Source organism: uncultured Winogradskyella sp. (assembly GCF_947501905.1).
Classification (GTDB): domain Bacteria; phylum Bacteroidota; class Bacteroidia; order Flavobacteriales; family Flavobacteriaceae; genus Winogradskyella.
On the sequence record NZ_CANMXL010000003.1, the window covers coordinates 349606 to 373628 of the forward strand.

Consider the following 24023-nt stretch of genomic DNA (forward strand, 5'->3'; position numbering starts at 1 on the left):
TTCAATTAAAATCTTACGTAAACATTTAAGTAATACGTTGTACCGTTACCAAAGAAATAACGAGAGCCAAAAATAGGACCATTATCTCTTGCTTTATCCTCTCTAATACGTCTAAAGTTAGCTAATCTTGATTGCTCAAAACCACCAGTTCTATAATCTTGATTAAACACATTATTTATAGTCGCAAAGAAACCGATAAAATAATCATCAACTCTCCAAGATTTACCACCTATAATGTTTACTAACATATAATCGTCGAACTGTTCTTGCTTTAATAACTCTTTTGCAAGTACTGGGTCATAATCATTAAACGTATTACCATCAAAGTCTGAAGTAAAGTTAGCAGATCTTGCTAAATTACTAACATCTATATATGCATTAGAAAAGAAGTTACTTGTTACACCAATGTTCCAGAAATCAGGATCTCTATACTCGAAACCTAATTGGAAAGCGCGTTCTGGACCACCTGCAACATGAACATCTTTAAGGTTTGTGGTGCCATCACCGAAAGTTAAAGGACCATTAATATCAACACTTGTCAGGTATAAGTTTGGATTATTCTGAAATGTATACTGACCTACAGAAGCAGCACCTTTAAGTTTAATTGTTGGTGTTACTTGAGCTTCTATACCAACTTCAACACCTACATGACGTCTCTCAACATTAGTTAAAATTTCTTGAACAAAAGCATCTCCATTGTCAACTCCCAGACCAGCTAAGTCTTCTGTAAAGTAAAAACCTATATCAGTTCCGTTTTTAAATCCTGAATAAAAACCAGTAACTCTAGCTTTTAATATTGGAGAACGGTAAATGTAACTGACATCTACAGATTGTATGTCTTCACTTTCTAAACCAATAACTTTAGCATTGGTTTGTCTGGCATTACTAAAAGAGCTTCTAATGCCAGGAGCTTTACTAAATAGACTTCCGTTAACATCTACTAAATGCTTACCAGTAATCTTATAAGTAAATCCAGCTTTAACACCATAATTTGTGAAATCTAACTCATCACTTTTTCCAAAAGAACCGTCATTTCCACCACCTTGGAAATTACCATTTTCGTAAAGACCATTTCTTTGGTATGATGTTTTAGAAATATTTCCACCTAAGTAAAAATCTATTTTATTGTATTTGAATTGTACTTGCGTAAAAGCACTAGCTACTTCTGCATCAATCTCATAGTTGTACTTGTAACGATCACCTTCTCCAACAATTCGGTTTGGATTACGTAAATCACTTTGCGCAACTTCTTCTAGTGTTGCACCAGCAGTATTTGGTGTTTCTTCAGCAAAGAAATCTACATCTAAATACCCAGTACCACCTAATAAATCCTCAATACGAGCATAGTTTTGACTATTTAAATTTCTATAGTTTAAAGCAGCGTTTAAGCGAATGTTCTCAGCTAAGTCAGCATCTAAAATTGTATTGAAACTTAACTGCTTATCTTCTATAACATCTGCTTGTATAGCATAAAGAGCATTACCTCCTTGATTACGTAAAGTTGCATTAGCTTCGTATAATTGATTCCAGTTCAATTGTCCATCATTTACAAAAGCCTCTTGAGCTATAAATGCGTTTTGAAAATCAAAAGCTGTTGGGTTTGGGTCTTGTAAAAAGAAACTTGGTAAATTTTGATAATACTCAGGTGTTGGGTTACGTGCGCCACCAAGATAAGAGCTCTCACCTCCAATAGTTACGAGTCTTGTACCTCCATTATCTATACGAGTATTTGCGATTTCACCAAATTGGTATGCTACATTTGTATTTAAACGGACTTTATCTGAGATATCCCAAAAGTGATTAAGCATTAAAATAGGCTCTTCAATCTCTCTAATTCTAGAGTTGCGTTGTTCGCCGTTTAATTCTCCCCAAAATGGGTTATATTCTCTTCCTTTTAGTCTATTTACCTCGTTAGTTACAGCTGTAGAACGACCACGTCTGTTTTGAGCATAAATACCAGTAAAGTTAATACTATGTTTATCATTGATACGCTTTTCAACAGCTGCAAAAAACGAATTAGAATCGTAAAGTGTACCATCTATAAAACCTTCGTCTCCAAAACGTCTAGATGCTAAAACAGAATAAGACCAGCCATTTTTTACTAAACCCGAACTGTAACTTGCCATAACTCTACCTGTATAACTTCTGTTCGCAGAAGCGTAAGATATACGACCACCCTTTCTGTATTGAGAGGCACGCATTACAATGTTATTGGTACCTGCAAGATCACCAAAATTATAATCGTTTGCAGACATACCCATTGTGAATTCTTGGTTACGTTGCATATCATTTAAACCACCCCAGTTACCCCATTGAGGACGACCGTTAAACTGCTTATTCATTTCAATGCCGTTGATAAGAACTTTACCATTAGCATTGTCCAAACCTCTTGGTCTAAAAAATGTTGCACTAAAGTCAAAAGCTGCTGCGCTTAAAAATACATCTCTAGAAGCTTGTAAAAGCCCAGAAATATTATCCGTAAGACCATCATCTTCACTATTTAAGTTGTCATCAGAAATAGAAATGGTGTACAAATCTTTTTTGTCCGTTGGGTCATAATCTAAGGTCATGCCCGCTATATCAACAGTTTGACCCTCGTTTACAACAATAGGATAGCGCTTAGTTTCGTAACCTATTTTTTCAATTTTAAGTACTTGCTCTCCAAGAGGAACATTTGCCGAAAAGCTAAATTCGCCTTTTGCATCAGTAGTTGTACTTAAATCTGTACCTTCGATAGTTACAGTCACATCAGGAATAGGTTCTCCTGTTGTTCCATCCAAAACGCTACCTTTTACAAGTGTTTGCTGTGCAAAACTTGTAAGCGAAAAAGCGATTCCAAACAGAAATAGTAAAAAACTTTTTTTCATGCTTAATTTAATATTGATTTAATTTAAGATACCCTTAACGATTTTTTAAAGGCGCACAAAGTTACATTATTTCTAATAATTACATACTTTTGGCATCTAAATTGCTATAAACTTTACAATTAGATAATATAAACAAATGAGACCAATAAAATTACTATTAGTTTTAGTTACATTTTCTTTAACATTTACTGCAACTGCCCAAAAAGAAAAACGTTTTAAAATACATACCATTGCGTTCTATAATTTAGAAAATCTTTTCGATACCATTAATGACCCTTTAAAGTATGATGAGGCTAGTCCAATGATGGAAATGGCAGCTTCTAATAGAGGAGAAGTATACAAAAAGAAAGTAAAAGGAATGGCTAGGGTTATTGCTGATATTGGTCGTGACCAAAGTAAAAATTCACCTGCAATCATTGGAGTTTGTGAAATTGAAAATCGTAAAGTTTTAGAAGATGTGGTAAATGACCCATTACTATTAGGTAAGGACTACGGTATTATACACTTTGATGGTCCAGATGCAAGAAGTATAGATGTAGCATTACTTTATCAAAAAGCGTTATTTCAACCTATAACAACTAGTTCTCACGAGTTAAAAATATTTGATGACCAAACCAGAAAACGTAAATATACTAGAGATCAGTTGCTAGTTAGCGGAAAATTGGATGGCGATTTAATTCATCTTATTGTTAATCACTGGCCATCACGTAGTGGTGGTGAAGCAAGAAGCAGACCTAAGCGTGTTGCAGCAGCAAAAGTGAACAAGCGTATAATAGATTCTTTACAGTCAAATGACCCTTATGCAAAGATTTTTACGATGGGTGACCTTAATGATGACCCAACAAATGAGAGCGTAAAAAAAGTGCTAAAAGCAAAAGCTAAAAAGAATAGAGTTGGATTAAAAGGGATATATAACCCTTTTGAAAGTATGTTTAAAGACAAAGGTTATGGTACAACTGCATATCGTGATGCATGGAGCTTATTTGACCAAATTATGGTAACTAAACCGCTTTTAGAAAAAGATTATTCTTCTTTTAGATTTTATAAAGCAGGTATTTATAACAAGCAATATTTAACTAATAAACGCGGAAGGTATAAAGGTTATCCTTTTAGAAGTTTCTCTAATGGTAGTTATACGGGTGGATTTAGTGATCACTTCCCTGTTTATGTATATCTTATAAAAGAAGTAGAAGAATAAATTTTTTTAGTTTTAAAACATGAAAAAGGCTTCAATATTAATTGAAGCCTTTTTTTATTGTGTATTTCTAAAACCAAAGATTCCAAGGAATTTTGGCTAAAACTAATATGAGAGCAAGTGTGTAAAATATTGCTAGCATCTTAAATTTTGGTTTAGAGACTAATTTCTTTTTATGCTTAGAATAACCTATTGTCACTAAAGCAACAGCTATAATCATTGTTGTAGGATGCTCAACAATAAGGTTTCTGAGTGCAGAATTTTTCATAACTTCTCCCATGCCTCCAACTTCACTTATCGTAGAAAAGTAATCTTTCATGAAAAATAAGATGATACCGATTAATAATTGAATATGCATGGTAATCAACGCAAAAAGAGAAATTCTAAAATCTTTTGCATCAAATTCCTTATCACCAAAAAACTTAATAAGTGCATTAAACGTTGCTAAAACTAAAACGATTAATACCAAATAGGCCCAATAAGAGTGGATAAACTGAACAACTTCCATAAGTATGTATTTATATTGAGTAGCAAAAATACACATTACGAGTTATAAGTAATTATTCCGAAATAGTTATTTTATGTTTCAGCTCGTTTCCGAGTGCATCAACAACGGTAATAAGATGTTCGCCAGGTTGAGGTAAAATAGCCATATCATGAATATCTTTTGTCACGCCAACATATTTAGCATCAACATACCAAAACAATTCTAACTCTGGTTTTGAGTGTGCAACTTTCAATATTAAATCGTTAGTATTACCATCAAAATCTTTAGGTAAAAAAACAGTGCTTTGTTGACTAGGATAGATAAATTCCATTGAAGCCGAAGAAGATTCCACACAATCAGTTCTATAAGCTGGTAGTTCTTTATAAAACGGATTTTTGGACTTGTAATAATAGGCTTGTAAAGGCGGAAGCGTAAACCAAGCTTGGCTTTTAATGTTTGAAATATCCTCACAAGAAGAATTGATTTGATAACGTCCAGAAGCATCTAAATGCACCAATTTATGGAACGGACAAGGCTCAGTTTTTTGTCCACTCAATTGAATATATTCTGTAATTATATCATCACATACAGAAGATGCACGATAGCCACTTTTTTTACAAATATCGACTTCTAGCATTTCGTCAAAGGGTTTTGCAAACCATTGGCTTTTTGGTAATAAATCAAAAACATCAAATAGAATTGGTGCAGCGGTTTGCACACCAACCAAACCAGGGCGTCCTACTCCATCAGCATTGCCAACCCAAACACCTACTACATAATCTGAGGTTGTACCAATTGCCCAAGCGTCTCTAAATCCAAAACTTGTTCCTGTTTTCCATGCTATTTCTTGAGCAGAATCGTAAAATTCCCAACTGTCATCTTCTTCTGGTCTGTTAACTTGTTTCATGCTTTCAAAAGTGAGGTAAGTCGAAGCCGCATCGAAAATGGTTTTTTCTTGTGAGAGCTTTCCAAAATTAACAATGCTGTTGTCTATAATTATTGGTTCGCAAAATTCGTTGGTAAAATATTGACTACTATTTTCATTAAAATGATTCAATGTTGAAGCCATAGCCGCATAACTTTTGCACAAGTCCCAGAGATTACTCTCAGCGCCACCTAATACTAAAGACAACCCATAATGATTGGCATTGTATTTTAAATCTTTAAGCTCTAGTTGTTTTAGATATTGATAAAAACGGTCTAAACCAAAGTCTTTAAGCATTCTCACAGCTGGCACATTCAATGACCGTGACAAAGCCCTTTTTGCAGAAACGGCACCATCATATTCTTTATTGAAATTTTCGGGCTGGTAACTTCCAAATTGTGTTGGGACATCAGGCACTAATGTATTTGGTAATAAGTCACCAGCATCAAGCATTGATGCATATAGAAAGGGTTTAAGAATACTGCCTGTACTTCGAGGTTTATCAATAATGTCTACTTGATTTTGATGCGCTTTGTCGGTTGGTGAATTACCAATATAGGTCAATACCTTTCGGGTTTTAACATCTAATACTAAGACGGAAATATTATAAATTTCATTTTGTTTTAGTTGGTTGTAATGTTGTTTTACTATGGTATTTGATTGTTCTTGTAATGCAATATCTAAAGTTGTTTTAACTCGTTCCCCTTTTTGAGTCTTAGCAATTTTTTGGAGTAAATGTGGTGTTATTTGAGGTAAAGGATATGGTTTTTGAGGTAACCCTTCCGAAATTGATAATTGATAGGTTAGTTTATCAATTGTGCCATTATCAAATAGTTTTTTAAGTAATCGGTTACGCTTTTTGAGCAAGCGTTCTTGATTTTTTCCAGGATAAATAAGACCTGGCGAATTTGGTAAAACCGCGAGCGTAGCACTTTCTGCCCAGGATAAATCAGAAGCATTTCTATTAAAATAACGCCATGATGCGGCATCTATGCCAACGACATTTCCACCAAAAGGCGCATGACTAACATAGAGATTTAGGATGTCTTCTTTTGAATGTCGAAACTCTAGTCTGGTAGCTAAAATCAATTCTTTCAACTTTTCAAAATACGTGCGTTTTTGCCCTTTTCGAGATAAGCGAATCACTTGTTGCGTAATGGTACTTCCACCACGTTTTACTTTTCCAGAACTAATATTCTGTTTTAAGGCTTTAAAAATTGAAATAGGATTAAAACCGGGATGTTTGTAAAAATAATCGTCTTCAAACAGAAGAATACAAGTTTTAAATTTCTTCGGAATACTATCGGTTTTTGGGAACCGCCATTGGCCATCATCTGCAATTAATGCGCCAATTAAGTCATTAGAATTACTAGTGATTACAGTTGCTGTTGGGTCCTTAAATAGTTGCTTAGGTAGGCAGAAATAATAGGCAATTAATAAAATGAACACAGTAGTGCTCTTAATTTTATTGCGCTTTATGTAGGCTATTATTTTCATTTTTTAGAGAATGTACACTGAGCGCAGTCGAAGTGTCTTAAAGGAGATTTCTCGACTAGGTTCGAAATGACAGAAACATAATAAGTTATTTTTCAAAATCATATTCACGTTCTACTTTGCAAATGCGTACCTTATACCAGTTGTACCATTGTTCACGTCCCTTTTGTTGTGCAAATAAATGTTCAGAGTTTTGTTTCCACCGTTTAATAGCTTCTAAACTTTCCCAATAACTTACTGTTATTCCAACAGAGTTTCGAGCACTTTCTATACCCAAATACCCTTTTTGCGCTTTGGCTAACGTTTCCATTTGATTTGCCATTTCAGAATAACCCTCAATGTCTTCAGTTTGAGTTGAGGTAAAAATGACGGCGTAATATGGTTTCTTATTCATAGTTTATTTTTCTACCGTTACCCAACGGCCTTTATGTCGCACTAAATAATCGTTATCGTACATGGCTTCAGCTTGCGCACCAGGCAAATAGTAGGTGCCTAAGTATGACGCATTCAATAAAACAGTAAATGTTTTTGTGCCATGCTTACCTCTTCTATTCATATCAAAATAGAAATTAACACGGTCGTCCCTAATATCTGTGTATCTCGCTTGGCTCACTGTTGTGTCTCCAAAATCTGTGAATCGTGTATTTACAATATCCCAACCCGATGGAAAAATTTGAGTCAATGCCACATTTTTTACAATTTCATTATTAAGATTTGTAACACTAACCGTTGCCACAAAATCTTGACCTTGCTGTAATTTTGAAACATCGATTTTGTTGCCTTGTAAGTCTTTGAAAATTGTAGAAATTGAGAAACCTCGTTTTACAGAAAGCTCTTGTCCTAATTTTAACTTACCAGAATTTAAAAGGCGAACATAAACTAAATTACCATCTTTATTTTCCATAGTAATTTGGTTTAATCCATCTACAACTGGAATTTCGCGTTGTGAAATTCCGTTTTTAGTAGTTATTGTTTCAGACATTCCATTTACAGAATAGCTTAAATTTAAATCTTTACCTCCATTTTTAGAGATTAATTTTCCGATAGATAATAAGCTATAAGCTGTGGTTTGTGTACTCATCCAGTCGTTACTAGACAATGATTTTCCAATAGCCTTTGCTAAATCAACGGCTTTAGGATTGTCTGTAATGAGCATTGTTTCTAAGGCCATTGCACGATTTCTATTTAAAGAACCATAGGTGTAATAGTTAGACTTTGGAGGCTGAAAATCGATATTTGCTGTTTTAGAAATGGCATTACTAGCTTCTTTTTGTCCGGCTAAAGCATAAGCTGCTGCTAGTCGCCACTTGGCTTCGTTAGAAATTTCGGTAAATTCTCTAAGTCTATTCATACTTGCTAAGTCCGGATTACCAGCTAAAGCCAATGTATATAATCTATAGGCCTGTGCTAAATCACTATTATAATTTCTATAGCTTGGTCTCCAATTTCTAGCGGCTTGTTTTTGATAAGCCAACCAATTGCTCTTAAAAGTAAGCGGAAGAACGAAGCCTTTTTTCTCAGCTTCTATCATAAAATGACCAGAGTAGCTCGTGCCCCAATCGTTAGCAGTATTTTCGCCAATCCAATAACTCATTCCGCCATTGGTTTGTTGAAAATGAGATAACCTGTTGATGCCATTTTTGATATTACTCTGAATTTCTTTCTTCTTTTTTGAATCTAAATCAAAAATGTCTGCCAAGAATAATTGTGGAAATACACTAGATGTTGTTTGTTCTACACAACCATGAGGATAACGAATTAAGTATGCCAAGCGTTTCGTAAAATCCATCGGAGGCAGTGTCGAAAACTCTACTGTTGCAGTATTTGTTCCTGGCACACCAAAGGTATTGAATGACACTTTTTGAGTTGCGTTTGCCTGCAACTCGCTATCAATAATTTTTGAAGAAATAGGATTTGGATTTTCGACATCAATTTCAACTTTATAAGTTGATTTTTCGCCATGACCAGAAGCTATGACTTCAATAGTATTTATGCCTTTTGCTTTAGAGACATCCAATTCAAAATACGCCATTTTTTCATCAGGATTATTAAAGCGAAGCGTTTGTGATGTATTCCCTTTTACTGAAATGCCATCACTTAGTTTCACCTCTAAGTTGACATTTTTCATTTTGTCTTCCATAGCAAAAACAGTAACTGGTAGCGTCACTTTTTCACCTGGACTTAGCTTGCGAGGTAAGGTTGCTAAAACCATTAAGGGTTGCTTAACAGGAACTGTCTTTTCTGCATTTCCATACGCTTCTTCAGCATTATTACCTGCAATAACCATGGTACGAACAGAACCAACATAGTTTGGCATTTTTAGTTGATGCGTTTTAGTTTCTTTAGCATCTAAAATAAATGGCCCTAAATAGGTGACTACGGGTTTAAAACGATTAGCTTTTTTGTTTTTTCCTTTTGCAGCACTGCCATCACCGCCAATAGCAAATACTTGGTCAATACTTCCAGAATAGGCACCGATGACGTCATCAAAAATATCCCAAGTCTTAACTCCTAAAGCTTCATGAGCATAAAAGCTATCCCACACATTGGGTGTTTTAAAACGGGTTAAATCTAACAAACCTTCTTCCACAACTGCAATCGTATAAGTCATAGGTTTGTTGTTCTTTTCTGATACTTTTATTTCATAAGATGCCTCTGGTCTAATTTCGTTTGGCATCGAAATTTCTGGGGTTATTCGTGTTTCAGGATTTTCAACTAGCATTGGAATAACGCCATATAATCTAATTGGCAAATCATTAGATGTTACATCATGAGGTTGCAATAACGAAATATTAATAAACACATTTGGCGCCATAGCTTCCGTTACAGGAATGTCTATTGTTGTTTCTCCAGGTTTGGTCGTTACCCATTGGTAGTCGATAACTTCTGTGCCGTTTTCAATACTTACCAAAGCACGACCTTCACTTCCAGAAGGGAAGGTTAATTTTGCAGTTTCACCAACATTGTAATTGTCTTTATCTGTTGAGAATACTAGCATTTTTGCGGCATCCTTATCTGAAGATGGTGCACTTTGCCACCAATTTTTATAGAAATATGCTGTGCGACCTGTAGCATGACCACTTTTAGGGTCTAAAATTCTGATTAAATAGCGACCGCGTTGATTATCAGGAATATTGAGTTTAAAGTTAGCTTTACCCTTTTTATCTGTATTAATATTAAACTGCTGAATTGGCCTGTGATAATTACTAGACACATAACTCGATAGATTATCGTAAGAAGAATTCCACCACCAACGCCATTCAACTTTGTAAACCTTCACTTCAAGATTTTTACGTTCAATAGGTTTCCCATCTGAATTGACAGTTGCGATATCAAACGTATGGTTTTCATCAGTAAAATAGGAACCGTAATTATTACCTTCTGGAGACTGAAGTCCTACAAAGCTTTCGTAAGGCGCATAAGGCATTGTAAAAGCATCAAGTGAAAAATCACCACCATTTTCAAAAGCCCTTACAAGAAATTGCGCATTAAGCATGCCTGGAGCATTCTTACCAATATTAAGTTTGCTATTAATTTTTGTATTGCCTTTTGCATCAAGATTACCCTCAAAAACTATCGTTTCCTCACTAGTAAAATTTCGAGTAGGGTCGTTAAAAACATAATTTTTATACCCATCAAAACTTGTGTTTTTTGTGGTGAATTTGGCTTTTACTTCAGCTTTAATATTTTTTGCTGGAGCACCATGTAACCAAGCTACATTTAGATCACCTTTAAGCGGTGTATTGTTGGTTAGAATTTCATCTTCAAAATCTATTTTAATCTTTAGTCGATTAGGCTTTACAGTTTCAATTTTTAATGTTTTAGTAAATGTAGCACCACCAACAGATACTTTAGCATAGTAATTTCCGGTTTTGTAATCTGATGACGTAGGTACTGTAAAATTGTAGAAATGATTCACATTGTCTATTGACACGTGACGATGTACTAATTTGCCAACTGGATCAGTGATTTCTAGTTTTACCGGGTGACGTTTTGGTAGTTTATTGGCATTATCATTTAGCACAAAAGTTAGAAACAAACTATCTCCAGGTCGCCAAACACCACGCTCGCCATAAATATAACCTTTGAGTCCGCGTTGCAAACGTTTTCCAGAGACATCAAACTTACTAAGAGATAAAGAATTTCCGTCTAAAAGCTTTACGTAACTCGTACTTGTGCCTTTTGAAACAATAGCAAACGCAGCACGTTTTTCAGTTTTAATTTCTGCAATACCATTAGGGTTTGTAATTCCTTTTGCAAGCAATTGTTGTTGAAAATTATATAGGCTAACATTAACACCTGCTTCCGGCTCAGTATTTAAAATATCTGTAACGGCAAGCAAGTAATTATTAGCATTTCCTTTTTTGGCAATAACACCTAGATTAGAGCCTATTAAATTTTGCGAGACCACACGATTTGAATAATTGTAATAAGAATCTGTGCATGGATTGTCTTTATCTCTCCAACGGTAATTATTACTTCTGTAATTGTAGGTGATATTATCCCAATACTCTTCTTCTAAGCGGTTTTGGTCTTCTTCTGAAATATCCTCTGAAGCGTAGTAATCGTCTTCATAATAATCGTCATAGTAGTCATCTTCTTCAGATGACTCCGATTGCAAATTTGCCTCACAATCGTATAATGAATACTCTTTTTTAAAGCTTAACTCTACACGATAAATGGCACCTACGTCAGCCGTAAAATAGTTTGATAAATCGATGCTGTAGGCTTTCCACTTTCCTGTGTTTTGAGCATCTTCTTCAATTAACGTAATGGTTTGTTTTGCAATACGTCGACCGACATTTCTTATACCATATTTATTGTTACTATTTATGTTATTTGTTTGTAGAAATTGAAGCACGTTATCTTCATAAATCTTAATAATTCGTACATCAACTTTGTTTAAATTAACAGCCTCAAAATTAAATTTTAGTTCTTTAGAATTTGGGAGAATAGTACCGTTACTTAACAGACGAACTTCTGGTTTTAGGGATTCAAAAGTAAGACGCTCTGAGAAGCTGTTTTTTAATTTAAAACCATCCGTGTTTATTATTCCAGTAAAGACATCGACCTGAATGTCACCAACCAATTTTGTGTCAGGGTAAACTTTTAAAACATTACCATTAACTACATATTTTGGATTTTTGGCATTTTGTATGCTTACTAATCCTGAAAAATTTTGTTGCTTTTTTAATGGGTCAGAAAAATTAATGGACAAGTATTGTTCAGGAGACTGAAATACTTCGGTATTAATAATTGTGAAGTTGTTTTTTCCAGGAATTACAATAGAATTTTCACCTTCATTTTCTGCATCAATAGCACCACCGTCCCATTTAATATCTATCTTACTATCTTCTACTAAACGTTTTATACTGTCAATTTTAAATTCAAAATATTTCGAATTTTCTGCGGCTTCATTCCATACTAGTTTTAAATCATTTCCATTTTGAGAAGCTTCAACTAATTCTTTCGCATTTTCTAAAGGTATTACATCTGAAGAGCGTAAATATCCTGATAGGTATTGCCATTCTTTACTATAGGATTGTAAATCAGCAGTATTAATATTAAAGCCTGGGGTTATGGTTTTAAACTGAAAGGTATATGAATTAAATTCTTTTGGCACTTCTTTAATAATATCGCCAAGCTTAATTGTTACAGAATATTCTGTGTCTGGCTCTAAAGGTTCGTCAGGCGTAAATAGCAATGTTGTTTTATTGAGCGCTTGTAATTTGCCTTGAACGAATGGCTTTATTTTTACCAAATCAACATCTAAGTCTTGCCCTATTTCCCAGCCGCTAACTTCATCTGCCAAGAAAATCTTTATGGGTTCAATTACTGATACACGACCAGAAGTTGTGTAACTTATGTAGTCTTTAAACTTAAAGATATTATTGGTTTCTGTTGATTTGTCTTTACAAGAGACAGCTAAAAAAGCGAAGATTATAAGGGCGAAGACTTTATTGATTTTCATGATTTAATAGATTTCTATGTTACTATAACTTACGACTCTTTGCTTAAAGGTAATTCAAAGATTATAATTTTTTCAGTTTTATAACCATCAATGTCTGTCATGACAACTTTAAGCTCAATTTGGCTTGGAACAATAGTGTAGGACGACTTTTTTTCAAGGTTTAAAGTTGAATATAATTTTGCTTCATCGATAGTTCCGAAACGTTTTGAGTCTTTTTTGGACAAGGCCGCTGTTTTGAAGATATTACCTTTTGAGAATTCTAGTTGCAATGGTTTCCAACTTGATGTGTAATGTTGAAAATCTGCTAGCGAAACATCGCCCTCTTTTGTCTTTACAGCAATACTATTTCTGTGACGTTGCAATACTTCAATAGTTCTGTAATTTTGATGGTGTTTCACTTTTAGGTATCTGTTTTCTAGAGATTCATCATTGTTAATTTTGAACGAAGGTGTTGCATTCTCGTTATCTACAACTGACATTTGTAATTCTGCATTGGCGTGTAGCTTATCAATATAAATGGTAAATGCATCGCCAGCTATTTTTAGTGGTTGCTCTATTTTTTCATTGGTTAAGAAACCATTAAAAACATAACCACCTTCAAAGTATTCGCCTACTGCAGGTCCTTTTATTTTAACCCATTTGCCTGATACTTTTTTGTTGCTATCCTTTACATCTAAGTGTAAATTGGTCTGTTCGATAATTTCTACTGCTGTACCATAATCTAATATACCTATTTTAGCGGCACCTTGATTAGGTTGTTCTCTAATTACTAATCCATTTTCTGCGGATACGTACTGGATGTCTTGGGCTTGTGCTATGCTAACCGCAAAGCAAACCACTGCTAAAATTCTTAAAAACATAATATTTTGGATTTTAATTAATACTGATTCTCATCGTGTATGAGAATTTCTTAAAATCAAGATGTAGGCCTATTCTTGTTAATATAGTTACGTTGCTATTTTAACATTTAGATTTTAGCCTGTTGTTAAACTGTTCTTAAATTTTGTTGAGCTTTATCAAAACAGAAGACCACTTTAAAGCAACAATTTATTGTTATCTTCGCCGAAAATAATTAGACTAAAATCAATATAATATGGGAACAGTAGCTACTGATTTCGGAATAAAAGATGCTCTTGAGCAATTAGGTGTTAAAGCCATAAATGATGGAACTTCTACAGGTTCTGAAAACTTTTCTAACGGAGACATAATTGAATCATACTCACCAGTAGATGGTCAGTTAATCGGAAAAGTTAAAACAACAACGAGGGCAGATTACGATAGAGTTATGGATGCTGCTACAAAAGCCTTTAAGTCTTGGAGAGATGTGCCTGCACCTGTTCGTGGAGAAGTGGTGAGACAGTTTGGGAATAGATTAAGAGAATTAAAAGAGCCTTTAGGTAAATTAGTCTCTTATGAAATGGGTAAATCATTACAAGAAGGTTATGGTGAAGTGCAAGAAATGATTGATATCTGTGATTTTGCTGTGGGCTTATCTAGACAGTTAAACGGACAAACCATTCCATCTGAGCGTCCTGGTCACGTGATGAGAGAGCAATGGCATCCAATAGGTGTTGTTGGTATTATCTCTGCTTTTAATTTTCCTGTTGCGGTTTGGGCTTGGAACACAGCTTTAGCATGGATTTGTGGTGATGTTTGTGTTTGGAAAGCGTCAGAAAAAGCACCTTTATGTTCAGTAGCTTGTCAAAATATTATTGCAGATATCTTAAAAGAAAACAACTATCCAGAAGGAATTTCTTGTATCATCAACGGAGATTATAAAGTTGGTGAATTTATGACAACTGATGCTAGAATCCCTTTAGTTTCTGCTACTGGTTCTACTAGAATGGGGCGTATTGTTGGAGCAACAGTTGCAGAGCGTTTTGGAAAATCATTACTAGAGCTAGGTGGAAATAATGCCATTATCATTACGCCATCTGCAGATTTAAAAGTGGTTGTTCCTGGTGCTGTATTTGGTGCTGTTGGTACATGTGGTCAACGCTGTACATCTACAAGACGATTGATTATTCACGAATCTGTTTACGATAAAGTACGCGATGCTATTGTTGGTGCATATGGACAATTGACAATTGGTAATCCTTTAGACGAAACCAATCATATTGGACCATTAATAGATAAAGATGCAGTAAACACCTATTTATCTGCTATTGAAAAAGCAAAAGCTGAAGGCGGAAATGTGTTAGTTGAAGGTGGTGTTTTAGAAGGTGAAGGTTATGAGTCTGGATGCTATGTAAAACCAGCCATTATTGAAGCTGAAAATCATTTTGAAATTGTTCAACACGAAACTTTTGCACCAATATTATATTTAATGAAATATTCTGGCGAAGTAGAAAACGCTATCGAAAAACAAAATGGTGTGGCTCAAGGATTATCTTCAGCAATTATGACTAACGAAATGAAGGAAGCCGAAAAATTCTTATCATATGCAGGTTCTGATTGTGGTATTGCAAACGTAAACATAGGAACTTCTGGTGCAGAAATCGGAGGTGCATTTGGTGGTGAAAAAGAAACTGGTGGTGGACGTGAGTCTGGTTCTGATGCGTGGAAAGTGTATATGCGCAGACAAACTAATACAGTTAACTATTCTGATGAATTGCCTTTAGCGCAAGGCATTAAGTTTGATTTGTAGAAAGCAATTAAAATAGAATAAAAGAAAAACCGCTTCAGTCCCGATAACTATCGGGAGAAGCGGTTTTTTTATGCCTTGTAAATCATAAAATTAAACTTTCGGGGATTCATCAAGTCTTAATATCATGAATCAACAACATATCAAACATCTCTACTGGCGAGCAGGTTTTGGAATACATCCTGAGCAGTTAATGGAAGCCTCCAATAAATCCAGAGTTGAAGTTGTGGATAATTTGTTTCGGACTTCTGAAAGTATTAATCCGCTAAAAATTGACCTTTCAGAGTTTAAGAATTTAGATGTAATGACGCTAAAGTCTAAACCAAAATTACTTAAAGAGTTAGCAGTAAAAAGCAGAAAACGAATTTTAGATTTAAATACGGCTTGGATTGATAAATTGGTTTCTTCGGAAGATGTATTACGAGAACGGATGACCTTATTTTGGTCAAACCATTTTGTTTGTGGAGATAAAAGTGTCGTGCACTTACAGCAATATAATAATACGTTAAGGGAACATGCTCTTGGCAATTTTGGAGATTTTGTAAAAGCGATTTCTAAAGAAGCAGCCATGATAAAATACCTTAATCTAAAACAAAACAAGAAGGCAGAGCCTAATGAGAATTTTGCTCGAGAATTAATGGAGCTTTTTACGTTGGGAGCAGATAATTATACAGAAAAAGATATTAAAGAAAGTGCAAGAGCATTTACAGGATATTTTAATCGTTTTGATGGTAGTTTTAGGTTAAGAAAATTTCAGCATGATTATGGCTCAAAAACCTTTTTTGGAGAAACAGGAAATTTTGATGGAGATGCTATCATAGATATTATTCTAAAAAAGCGTCAATGCGCAAAATTTATCTGCAAGAAAGTCTATAGCTATTTTGTTAATGAAACGATTAGTGAGCTTCACGTAGAGGGAATGACTGATATATTTTACAAGGATTATAACATTAAAAAATTAATGCATTTTGTGTTTACTCAAGACTGGTTTTATGAGGATAGAAATATTGGTGCTAAAATAAAATCACCAGTAGATTTTTTGGTAGGTTTATCTAGAACTGTTCCTGTAAATTACGAGAATAAAAAGGGCTTAATTAAGCTCCAAAAAGTATTAGGCCAAACCTTGTTAGACCCTCCAAATGTTGCCGGTTGGAAGGGACATAAGGCATGGATAGATGCTAATACAATTATGGTACGGTTAAAACTAGCATCAATTTTATTAAATGGCGGAATGATTGCTTTAGACGATGAGAAAGACCGTATGCGGCGTCAATTTTTTAATAAAAACAAAGGGCAATTACCAATGAAAACTTCACCGAATTGGGATAAGTTTCAAAAGGATTTTAAAAGTGTAGCTAGTGAAGATTTAAGTTCTGTTTTAATTAATGGAGAAATTAATAAAGGGATGATGTCTTATATAGCATCTATGGACAAAGATTCAAAACAAAAGTTTTGTATTCAGTTAATGTCTTTACCAGAATATCAAATGTGTTAGTTATGGAAAGAAGAGATTTTTTAAAAAATTCGGCATTGGCAAGTAGCCTCTTTTTTGTTCCTAATTTTGTTAGAGCATTTGAAGATTTTGATGCCCAATCGATTGGTTACAAGCGTCTAGTTATTATTCAATTATCTGGAGGTAATGATGGGTTAAATACTATTATTCCATACAATAACGATTTGTATTACAATGCGAGACCAACTATAGCCATTAAAGATGGTGTCGTAAAATTAAATGACGACTTGGCACTTCATCCTAGTTTGAAACCATTGCAGCACCTTTATGATAATGGCGAGTTATCGATTATAAATAATGTGGGCTATCCAAACCCTGTTCGTTCTCACTTTAGGTCTATGGATATTTGGCAGTCTGGTAGTTCTAGTGATGAATATTTACAAAGTGGTTGGATTGGTCGCTTCTTAGACAAACAAGGAAAACAACCCTATAATGCTATTGAACTCGATGAAACATTAAGTCTTGCCTTAAAGGGGGAGCATTTTAATGGCATAGCTACAAACGACTATCAAACACTATATAAAACAGCGAGAGATCCGTATTTTCAGAAGGTATTAAATCATTACAATGACCAGCATTTATCTGAGCACAACTTAGGCTATTTGTATAAGAATATGATAGATGCTAAATCTTCGGCAAAATATATTTATGAAACAACTAAAGTGAAGCTGTCTCAAGAAGAATACCCACAAAATAAGTTTGCAAAGCAATTAAAGAATACAGCACGATTTATCAATTCTGGTTTAGAGACGAAAGTGTTTTACAATGCTTTAGATGGTTTTGATACACATGCCAATCAGCAAAATCCTCAAAAAAGGTTATTGTCTATATATGCAGAATCATTATCAGCGTTTATTAGAGATTTAAAACGTAACGGCACTTTCGAAGACACGTTAATTCTCACATTTTCTGAATTTGGAAGACGCGTAAAACAGAATGCTGCTAATGGTACGGATCATGGCTCGGCAAATAATGTATTTGTCATTGGTAAAAATTTGAAAACTGCAGGAATCTATAATAAGCTATCATCATTATCTGATTTAGATGACAATGGCGATTTAAAATTCACTGTAGACTTTAGACAAGTATATTCGACAATTATAGAAAACTGGTTAGGTACTTCTACAGAAGGTATTATTGGTGTGCCACAAGAAAAGTTGAATTTTATATAAATAGAAACCTTACTTCAATGCCAAAATTTTATTGGGAGAAGTAAGGTTATATATGTTGTTGCTTTAATAGCTAGGTAAAGTTAATAACACATGACTGAAATTCAGATTATTATAGACTAATTACAAGAAAATTAGAGGATTTGTTTTTGTTGGTAAAAATAATCGACGAAAGGATCTACAGTGAAGGTTTCTAATTGTATTTTACTTTCCTTAAAATTCGCATGGTTAACTTATAACCCTCATAGATTGTTTTACTGTAAGATTTTAAAAGAGGCTTAGCTTCTTCTAATTTATCTATAGCATTTTCAAAATTATTGAGGTAACAAATAAGGTAAGTTGCCGATAGGTTTTTTAAATCTGTAATTTCATTTGGGTTTAACGGTAAATTCTTTTTCAGCTTTTCTAGTAAAGAGTTGTTTGAGTTGTAGATGTGATGTAGTACTTTTTTATCAAATTGTGGGGGCTCAAACAGTAATTTGGTTTCAATAGAATAGTTCCCATTAGGACCAAAATCGATGACTGTCTCTTCTAACTTGTAGTATTTATTGTTATTATGAAGTCCTAACTTTACATATTCAACGATAGTAAAAAAGTGATCTGAATAAGAAATAGAAACTTCATCTAAAGCAGAATAAAATAGACGTTTTTGCTCATTTATTAATTCAATATCCACGCGAGAATAAAAAATTTCATCTTTGACTTCCTTTTTTTGCCCAGCCCAACATAGCACAAAATATTCTTTGAAGACTTTATAATTTGGATTAAAATCTTCACGTTTTTTCATGAAATCAAAAACGCCATCTAAAGTGAGTTCAATATTATTTAAGGCATGGTTTTCAATTGCCGAAACAATTTCAGAATTCACATCTTTAATTTCAATATCAAACACCTTAGGCATACTCATACTACCATCTCTAAAAAAGACGGCACCGCAATAGTACTTCCAGATGTTTTTTCTTAGAGATGTTATTTGGTTGTTGGGTCTAATAGTTACCAAACCAACAACTTTGTCATCAGCTAAATGCGGAAAAGGAATGTTTTCGTATTGAACAATTGGAGGATGTGTGAGATATGCATTGATTAAATTCTGAATTTTACTATCATCAAAAAAATCCACACCAATAATCTTATTATCAGCATCATCAACACCAATGACGATGTAAGAGTTGTTTTTTGGGTTGCTATTAGAAAGTGCACAAATGTGCTTTAAAAATTTTGCTTTGCCTTCTTTATAACTAAGATTCAATTTTCGCTTTTTGTCATAAAAACTGTTCTCGTCATTATGAGCGAGTAGGTTTTTTATTAAAAGGCGTTTGTTTATCATAATTTAGTTCTTGTGAAGAGGAGTCTGATATTTATAGTGATTCAATTTCTTTTTTAATGTTTATTCTTGCTTGAGATTCAAACTTATATTTGTATTCTTCTGTAAAGTATAAATGTTCTCTTTCTAAAAAATGTAATAAGACCTTTTTTCGTCCAGGGTTATATATAAAACTTGGATAGATTTTATATTCTTTACGTATACTCTGTATGTAAATTAGATAGCTCTCCCAATTTGTTCCTAAAATAGACAAATCAAAATCTAATAAGTAAGAATTATCAAGATTTTCATTTAAAACAACTTCATGCTTTTTTGTCGAAATAATCAGATTTTGAATGATTTTTGTTCTTTTTCCTCCAAAATTTAATGAGTTTAAGCATTTTTTGGCAAATATTGCACTTTTCTCTTCGTTGTCTTTTTTTGTTGATTTATAAATTATATCATGATACCAGATAGCAAAATTAACAGCTTCATAATCATCAAATTTACTTTGATTTTCTTTGGCTTGAAGAAGCATGCTGTTAATATGATATAGATTATGATAGTATCTGTTCTTTTTAGAATAATTAACTGAAATATTATTCCATAAAGTGTTAATTAGAACATTATCTTCACTATATTTTGAAGCTAGATTAACCCATTGAGATTTTAATTCAGAAAGAATCAAGATTTCTTAACAATAGTTGAACTCGCTTGTGCCGTACAAAACATTAAAATATCAGCAAGATTAACATGTGAAGGCCTGCTAATTGCAAAATGAATAACCTCTGCAACATCTTCTGGCTGTAGTGCTTTATATCCGTTGTAAACATTATTGGCTTGGCTTCCACCTTTAAAACGCACTTGAGAAAATTCAGTTTCTACCAAACCAGGGTTAACTGCACTTACTTTAATACCATAAGGATTAAGGTCAATACGCATGCCTTCTGTAATTGCTAAAACAGCATGCTTACTTGCACAATAGACATTGCCTTTTGGGTAGACTTCTTTCCCAGCAGAGGAACCAATATTAATAATATGTCCAGATTTTCGTTCAGTCATTCCAGGAATAATGGCTTTACTTACATAAAGTAAACCTTTGACATTAATATCCATCATAGCATCCCAATCATCAGTATTTCCTGTTTCTATTGGGTCAAGGCCATGGGCATTCCCAGCGTTATTGATTAAAATATCAATATTTTTAAACCTATCTGGTAGCGAGTTTATGGCTTCAAAAGTGTTGTCTTTATCACGGACATCAAAATTTAAAGTATGCACATCAGTTTCTCGAGATAAAGCTTTTTGTACAATATCTAAACGCTCTTGACGTCTTCCACACAATATTAAATCAATACCATGTTTAGCAAATTCATGAGCTGTTGCTCTACCTATACCGCTAGTAGCGCCTGTTATTAATGCTGTTTTTTTCATATCCTATCACTTATCATGGCACTTTATGCCCTTGGGCTGCTACTAAAATCAAGAACCAATCTTCTAGTTCTAGACCTATTTTAGTCGCTTCCACAGCTTGTTGTAATCTTGTTTTGTTTGTCGTGCCAACAACTGGTGTAATGCCAGATGGATGCTTTAATAACCACGCTAATAAAAGTTGATCTTCTGTTGCATTATATTTATCCATTAGAGCCCCCAATTGTTTGTGTATACGTCTAGTTTGCTCAGTATCTTCTCTAAAAACAGAACCTAAAGGAGACCACGCCATAGGTTGTATGCCATTAGTTAACATATAATTTAAGGTACCATCATGCATAGCTTGGTGAGCAGTTAATGAAAATTCTATTTGATTAACATCGATATCCATTCGTAAACCAATCATGTCCATTTGCGGGGCTGTAAAATTTGAAACACCAAAGTCTCTAATTTTCCCTTGCTTTTTTAAAATTGTAATGGCTTCAGCAATTTCGTTAGGTTGCATTAAAGGACTTGGGCGATGTAGTAAAAGTAAGTCCAGATATTCTGTCTGTAGATATTTTAGAGATTCTTCAACAGACCAAATAATATAGTCTTTACTGTAATCGTAGTGTTTCACTTTATTACTTCGATTATCACTCATGTACTGAATGCCACATTTCGAAATCAGCTGAATATCTTCCCGTTTCACTCCAGAAGCTGTAAATGCTTTTCCAAAGTCGGCTTCGGTAGTATAACCGCCATAAATATCAGCATGATCAAAGGTGGTTATGCCAACAGAGAGGCAATGTTGTATCATGGCTTCCATTTCGGGTGTTGAAAATTGTTTTCCCCAAACGCCCCAAGTCATTGTTCCGCTAATTATTTTAGAATAGTTTGACACTTTATAATGCTAGTTTTTAGTTACAGTAAAAATATCCAATTTATATGTAAAAATAACCTTCAGAATGAGGTTAACACTAATTATAAAAAAGCGTAGTATTTTTAACCAATCGTTAACAGCATAGGTAGAATAATTTTAACAATTTGCGAAACTGATATTACAAGACGGATTAAACGGTTGAAAAACTTATAAAACATGGAAGAAACCAATACAATTGATATAAAATCAATTAATGAAAAGATAGAAAAAGAAAGTGCATTTGTAGATTTATTAACCTTAGAAATGAACAAGGTTATTGTCGGACAAAAACACATGGTAGAACGATTGCTAATTGGTCTTTTAGGTCAAGGACACATTTTGTTAGAAGGTGTTCCAGGATTGGCAAAAACTTTAGCTATTAACACACTGTCTAGAGCAGTTTCAGGGAGTTTTAGTCGTATTCAGTTTACACCAGATTTATTACCAGCAGATGTGGTTGGTACTTTAATTTATAATATTAAAGAAAATGATTTCTCGATAAAAAAAGGACCAATATTTGCCAATTTTGTATTAGCAGATGAGATTAATAGAGCACCAGCAAAAGTACAATCGGCATTGTTAGAAGCCATGCAAGAAAAGCAAGTGACTATTGGTGATGAAACATTTATTTTAGATAAGCCGTTTTTAGTAATGGCAACACAAAATCCGGTAGAACAAGAAGGAACTTATCCTCTTCCAGAAGCTCAGGTAGATCGTTTTATGTTAAAAACAGTGATTGATTATCCAAAGCAAGCCGAAGAACAATTGATAATGCGAGCCAATTTAAAAGGGACATGGGACAAAGTAAATCCGGTGGTTTCTGTTGAGCAGATTCTAAAAGCTCAAGAGGCAGTTCGTGAAGTATACATGGATGAGAAGATTGAAAAATATATTCTAGATATCATTTTTGCGACACGTTATCCAGAAAACTATAGCCTTTCAGATTTAAAAGCATTGATTTCTTTTGGAGCTTCTCCTCGTGGTAGTATTAACCTTGCCATTGCGGCAAAGTGCTATGCTTTTATTAAGCGTCGAGGTTATGTAATTCCTGAAGATGTAAGAGCTGTAGTTCATGATGTGTTACGCCACAGAATTGGTATCACATACGAAGCTGAGGCAGAAAATGTTACGTCAGAAGATATTATCAATAAGATTGTGAATCAAATCGAAGTGCCATAGAATTTTAGATTTTAGAATTACGAATAACGATTTCAGAAATCGTAAATCAACAATCTTCAATCGTAAATTGAAAAATGGATACTAAAGAACTTCTTAAAAAAGTAAGAAAAATAGAGATTAAGACACGTCGACTGTCTGATCATATTTTTGGAGGCGAATACCACTCGACTTTCAAAGGTCGCGGTATGACTTTTTCTGAAGTACGCCAATATCAATTTGGTGACGATGTACGTAATATCGATTGGAATGTTACAGCCCGTACAAATGAGCCACACGTTAAAGTTTTTGAAGAAGAACGAGAATTAACCATGATGCTCATGGCGGATGTTTCTGGAAGTAAATTATTTGGGACGCAAAATCAGTTTAAAGATGAAATTGTAACAGAGATTGCTGCAACCTTAGCCTTTTCTGCAACTCAGAATAATGATAAAATAGGGTTGATTCTATTTTCAGATGAAATAGAATTATTTATTCCGCCTAAAAAAGGACGTTCTCACGTATTAAGGATTATTCGTGAGTTATTAGAGTTTAAGCCAAAGAGTAAGAAGACCAATATTTCTGAAGCCTTAAAATTCTTGTCTAATGTGATGAAGAAAAAAGCCATTGTTTTTATGCTTTCAGATTTTGTAGCAGACGATTACAAGCAAACGCTTAAAATTACTGCTGGGAAACATGATATTACTGGGATTAGAATTTTTGATAAACATGAAGCTGAAATCCCTAATATTGGAATGGTGCAAATGCAAGACGAAGAAACAGGAGAATTACTTCTTGTCAATACCGCATCTAAAAAGGTACGAAATGACTATGGCAAGTTTTATAACGAAAAAGTAGACTATTACAAAGATGCTTTTACCAAATCTGGTGCAGGAACCATAGATTGTCGTGTGGATGAAAGTTATGTAAAAAAGCTGTTAGGCTACTTTAAACGAAGAGGATAAACA

At 34.0% G+C, this 24023-nt stretch carries 16 protein-coding genes; 6 read left to right on the forward strand and 10 right to left on the reverse strand.

Annotation, left to right across the window (positions count from 1 at the left end):
- Window positions 1-5 precede the first annotated feature (5 nt).
- On the reverse strand, window positions 6-2867 hold the full coding sequence (locus tag Q0770_RS08475) for a TonB-dependent receptor (protein WP_299115941.1): 2862 nt from the start codon (window positions 2865-2867) through the stop codon (window positions 6-8).
- 136 nt (window positions 2868-3003) lie between these two features.
- On the opposite strand from Q0770_RS08475, the gene Q0770_RS08480 reads away from it, so the two are divergent.
- Complete coding sequence (locus Q0770_RS08480) at window positions 3004-4065, forward strand: endonuclease/exonuclease/phosphatase family protein (RefSeq protein ID WP_299115943.1); 1062 nt, start codon at window positions 3004-3006, stop codon at window positions 4063-4065.
- 67 nt (window positions 4066-4132) lie between these two features.
- On the opposite strand, the gene Q0770_RS08485 is transcribed toward Q0770_RS08480, so the two are convergent.
- The 5 genes from Q0770_RS08485 to Q0770_RS08505 all read right to left on the reverse strand — a co-directional run bounded on the left by Q0770_RS08485 (window position 4133) and on the right by Q0770_RS08505 (window position 13799).
- The gene (locus tag Q0770_RS08485) at window positions 4133-4570 is read right to left on the reverse strand and encodes a hypothetical protein (protein ID WP_299115945.1); all 438 of its coding nucleotides are present in this window, start codon (window positions 4568-4570) and stop codon (window positions 4133-4135) included.
- Window positions 4571-4622: 52 nt separating this feature from the next.
- A complete protein-coding gene (gene pbpC, locus Q0770_RS08490) occupies window positions 4623-6971 on the reverse strand; it encodes a penicillin-binding protein 1C (protein ID WP_299115946.1) in 2349 nt (782 codons plus the stop codon).
- A gap of 85 nt (window positions 6972-7056) precedes the next feature.
- The gene (locus Q0770_RS08495) at window positions 7057-7362 is read right to left on the reverse strand and encodes an antibiotic biosynthesis monooxygenase (RefSeq protein ID WP_299115948.1); all 306 of its coding nucleotides are present in this window, start codon (window positions 7360-7362) and stop codon (window positions 7057-7059) included.
- A gap of 3 nt (window positions 7363-7365) precedes the next feature.
- Window positions 7366-12939 (reverse strand): alpha-2-macroglobulin, encoded by a 5574-nt coding sequence (locus tag Q0770_RS08500; protein WP_299115950.1) that lies wholly within the window; start codon window positions 12937-12939, stop codon window positions 7366-7368.
- 29 nt (window positions 12940-12968) lie between these two features.
- Window positions 12969-13799, reverse strand: a complete 831-nt coding sequence (locus Q0770_RS08505) for an SH3 domain-containing protein (RefSeq protein ID WP_299115952.1) — start codon at window positions 13797-13799, stop codon at window positions 12969-12971.
- A 233-nt stretch (window positions 13800-14032) separates the two neighbouring features.
- Between Q0770_RS08505 and Q0770_RS08510 the strand changes: the two genes are divergently transcribed.
- The 3 genes from Q0770_RS08510 (at window position 14033) to Q0770_RS08520 (ending at window position 18268) form a co-directional block, all read left to right on the forward strand.
- Window positions 14033-15586 (forward strand): aldehyde dehydrogenase family protein, encoded by a 1554-nt coding sequence (locus Q0770_RS08510; RefSeq protein ID WP_299115954.1) that lies wholly within the window; start codon window positions 14033-14035, stop codon window positions 15584-15586.
- Between the two features lie 124 nt (window positions 15587-15710).
- Window positions 15711-17078, forward strand: coding sequence for a DUF1800 family protein (locus Q0770_RS08515; RefSeq protein ID WP_299115956.1), 1368 nt, complete (start codon window positions 15711-15713; stop codon window positions 17076-17078).
- A 2-nt stretch (window positions 17079-17080) separates the two neighbouring features.
- Window positions 17081-18268, forward strand: coding sequence for a DUF1501 domain-containing protein (locus tag Q0770_RS08520; protein WP_299115959.1), 1188 nt, complete (start codon window positions 17081-17083; stop codon window positions 18266-18268).
- 190 nt (window positions 18269-18458) lie between these two features.
- Here the strand turns inward: Q0770_RS08520 and Q0770_RS08525 are convergent, their stop codons facing one another.
- From Q0770_RS08525 to Q0770_RS08540, 4 genes are read right to left on the reverse strand one after another with little or no spacing between them, the layout of a single operon-like run.
- Window positions 18459-19592, reverse strand: a complete 1134-nt coding sequence (locus Q0770_RS08525) for an ATP-binding protein (RefSeq protein ID WP_299115961.1) — start codon at window positions 19590-19592, stop codon at window positions 18459-18461.
- Window positions 19593-19623: 31 nt separating this feature from the next.
- The gene (locus Q0770_RS08530; RefSeq protein WP_299115963.1) at window positions 19624-20256 is read right to left on the reverse strand and encodes a hypothetical protein; all 633 of its coding nucleotides are present in this window, start codon (window positions 20254-20256) and stop codon (window positions 19624-19626) included.
- Window positions 20253-21002, reverse strand: a complete 750-nt coding sequence (locus Q0770_RS08535; protein WP_299115965.1) for an SDR family NAD(P)-dependent oxidoreductase — start codon at window positions 21000-21002, stop codon at window positions 20253-20255. The genes Q0770_RS08530 and Q0770_RS08535 overlap by 4 nt, the downstream gene beginning before the upstream one ends.
- Window positions 21003-21015: 13 nt before the next feature.
- On the reverse strand, window positions 21016-21882 hold the full coding sequence (locus Q0770_RS08540; protein WP_299115968.1) for an aldo/keto reductase family oxidoreductase: 867 nt from the start codon (window positions 21880-21882) through the stop codon (window positions 21016-21018).
- A gap of 195 nt (window positions 21883-22077) precedes the next feature.
- On the opposite strand from Q0770_RS08540, the gene Q0770_RS08545 reads away from it, so the two are divergent.
- Window positions 22078-23079 carry a MoxR family ATPase gene (locus Q0770_RS08545; protein WP_299115970.1) on the forward strand — a complete coding sequence of 334 codons (1002 nt, stop codon included), beginning with the start codon at window positions 22078-22080 and terminating at the stop codon, window positions 23077-23079.
- Between the two features lie 74 nt (window positions 23080-23153).
- A complete protein-coding gene (locus Q0770_RS08550; protein WP_299115972.1) occupies window positions 23154-24020 on the forward strand; it encodes a DUF58 domain-containing protein in 867 nt (288 codons plus the stop codon).
- The last annotated feature ends 3 nt before the right edge of the window (window positions 24021-24023 follow it).

What these genes read in the sequence shown, in the direction of transcription:
- Q0770_RS08475 (WP_299115941.1), bottom strand. Translation starts at nt 2,867, where the DNA reads ATGAAAAAAAGTTTTTTACTATTTCTGTTTGGAATCGCTTTTTCGCTT.
- Q0770_RS08480 (WP_299115943.1), top strand. Translation starts at nt 3,004, where the DNA reads ATGAGACCAATAAAATTACTATTAGTTTTAGTTACATTTTCTTTAACA.
- Q0770_RS08485 (WP_299115945.1), bottom strand. Translation starts at nt 4,570, where the DNA reads ATGGAAGTTGTTCAGTTTATCCACTCTTATTGGGCCTATTTGGTATTA.
- pbpC (WP_299115946.1), bottom strand. Translation starts at nt 6,971, where the DNA reads ATGAAAATAATAGCCTACATAAAGCGCAATAAAATTAAGAGCACTACT.
- Q0770_RS08495 (WP_299115948.1), bottom strand. Translation starts at nt 7,362, where the DNA reads ATGAATAAGAAACCATATTACGCCGTCATTTTTACCTCAACTCAAACT.
- Q0770_RS08500 (WP_299115950.1), bottom strand. Translation starts at nt 12,939, where the DNA reads ATGAAAATCAATAAAGTCTTCGCCCTTATAATCTTCGCTTTTTTAGCT.
- Q0770_RS08505 (WP_299115952.1), bottom strand. Translation starts at nt 13,799, where the DNA reads ATGTTTTTAAGAATTTTAGCAGTGGTTTGCTTTGCGGTTAGCATAGCA.
- Q0770_RS08510 (WP_299115954.1), top strand. Translation starts at nt 14,033, where the DNA reads ATGGGAACAGTAGCTACTGATTTCGGAATAAAAGATGCTCTTGAGCAA.
- Q0770_RS08515 (WP_299115956.1), top strand. Translation starts at nt 15,711, where the DNA reads ATGAATCAACAACATATCAAACATCTCTACTGGCGAGCAGGTTTTGGA.
- Q0770_RS08520 (WP_299115959.1), top strand. Translation starts at nt 17,081, where the DNA reads ATGGAAAGAAGAGATTTTTTAAAAAATTCGGCATTGGCAAGTAGCCTC.
- Q0770_RS08525 (WP_299115961.1), bottom strand. Translation starts at nt 19,592, where the DNA reads ATGATAAACAAACGCCTTTTAATAAAAAACCTACTCGCTCATAATGAC.
- Q0770_RS08535 (WP_299115965.1), bottom strand. Translation starts at nt 21,002, where the DNA reads ATGAAAAAAACAGCATTAATAACAGGCGCTACTAGCGGTATAGGTAGA.
- Q0770_RS08545 (WP_299115970.1), top strand. Translation starts at nt 22,078, where the DNA reads ATGGAAGAAACCAATACAATTGATATAAAATCAATTAATGAAAAGATA.
- Q0770_RS08550 (WP_299115972.1), top strand. Translation starts at nt 23,154, where the DNA reads ATGGATACTAAAGAACTTCTTAAAAAAGTAAGAAAAATAGAGATTAAG.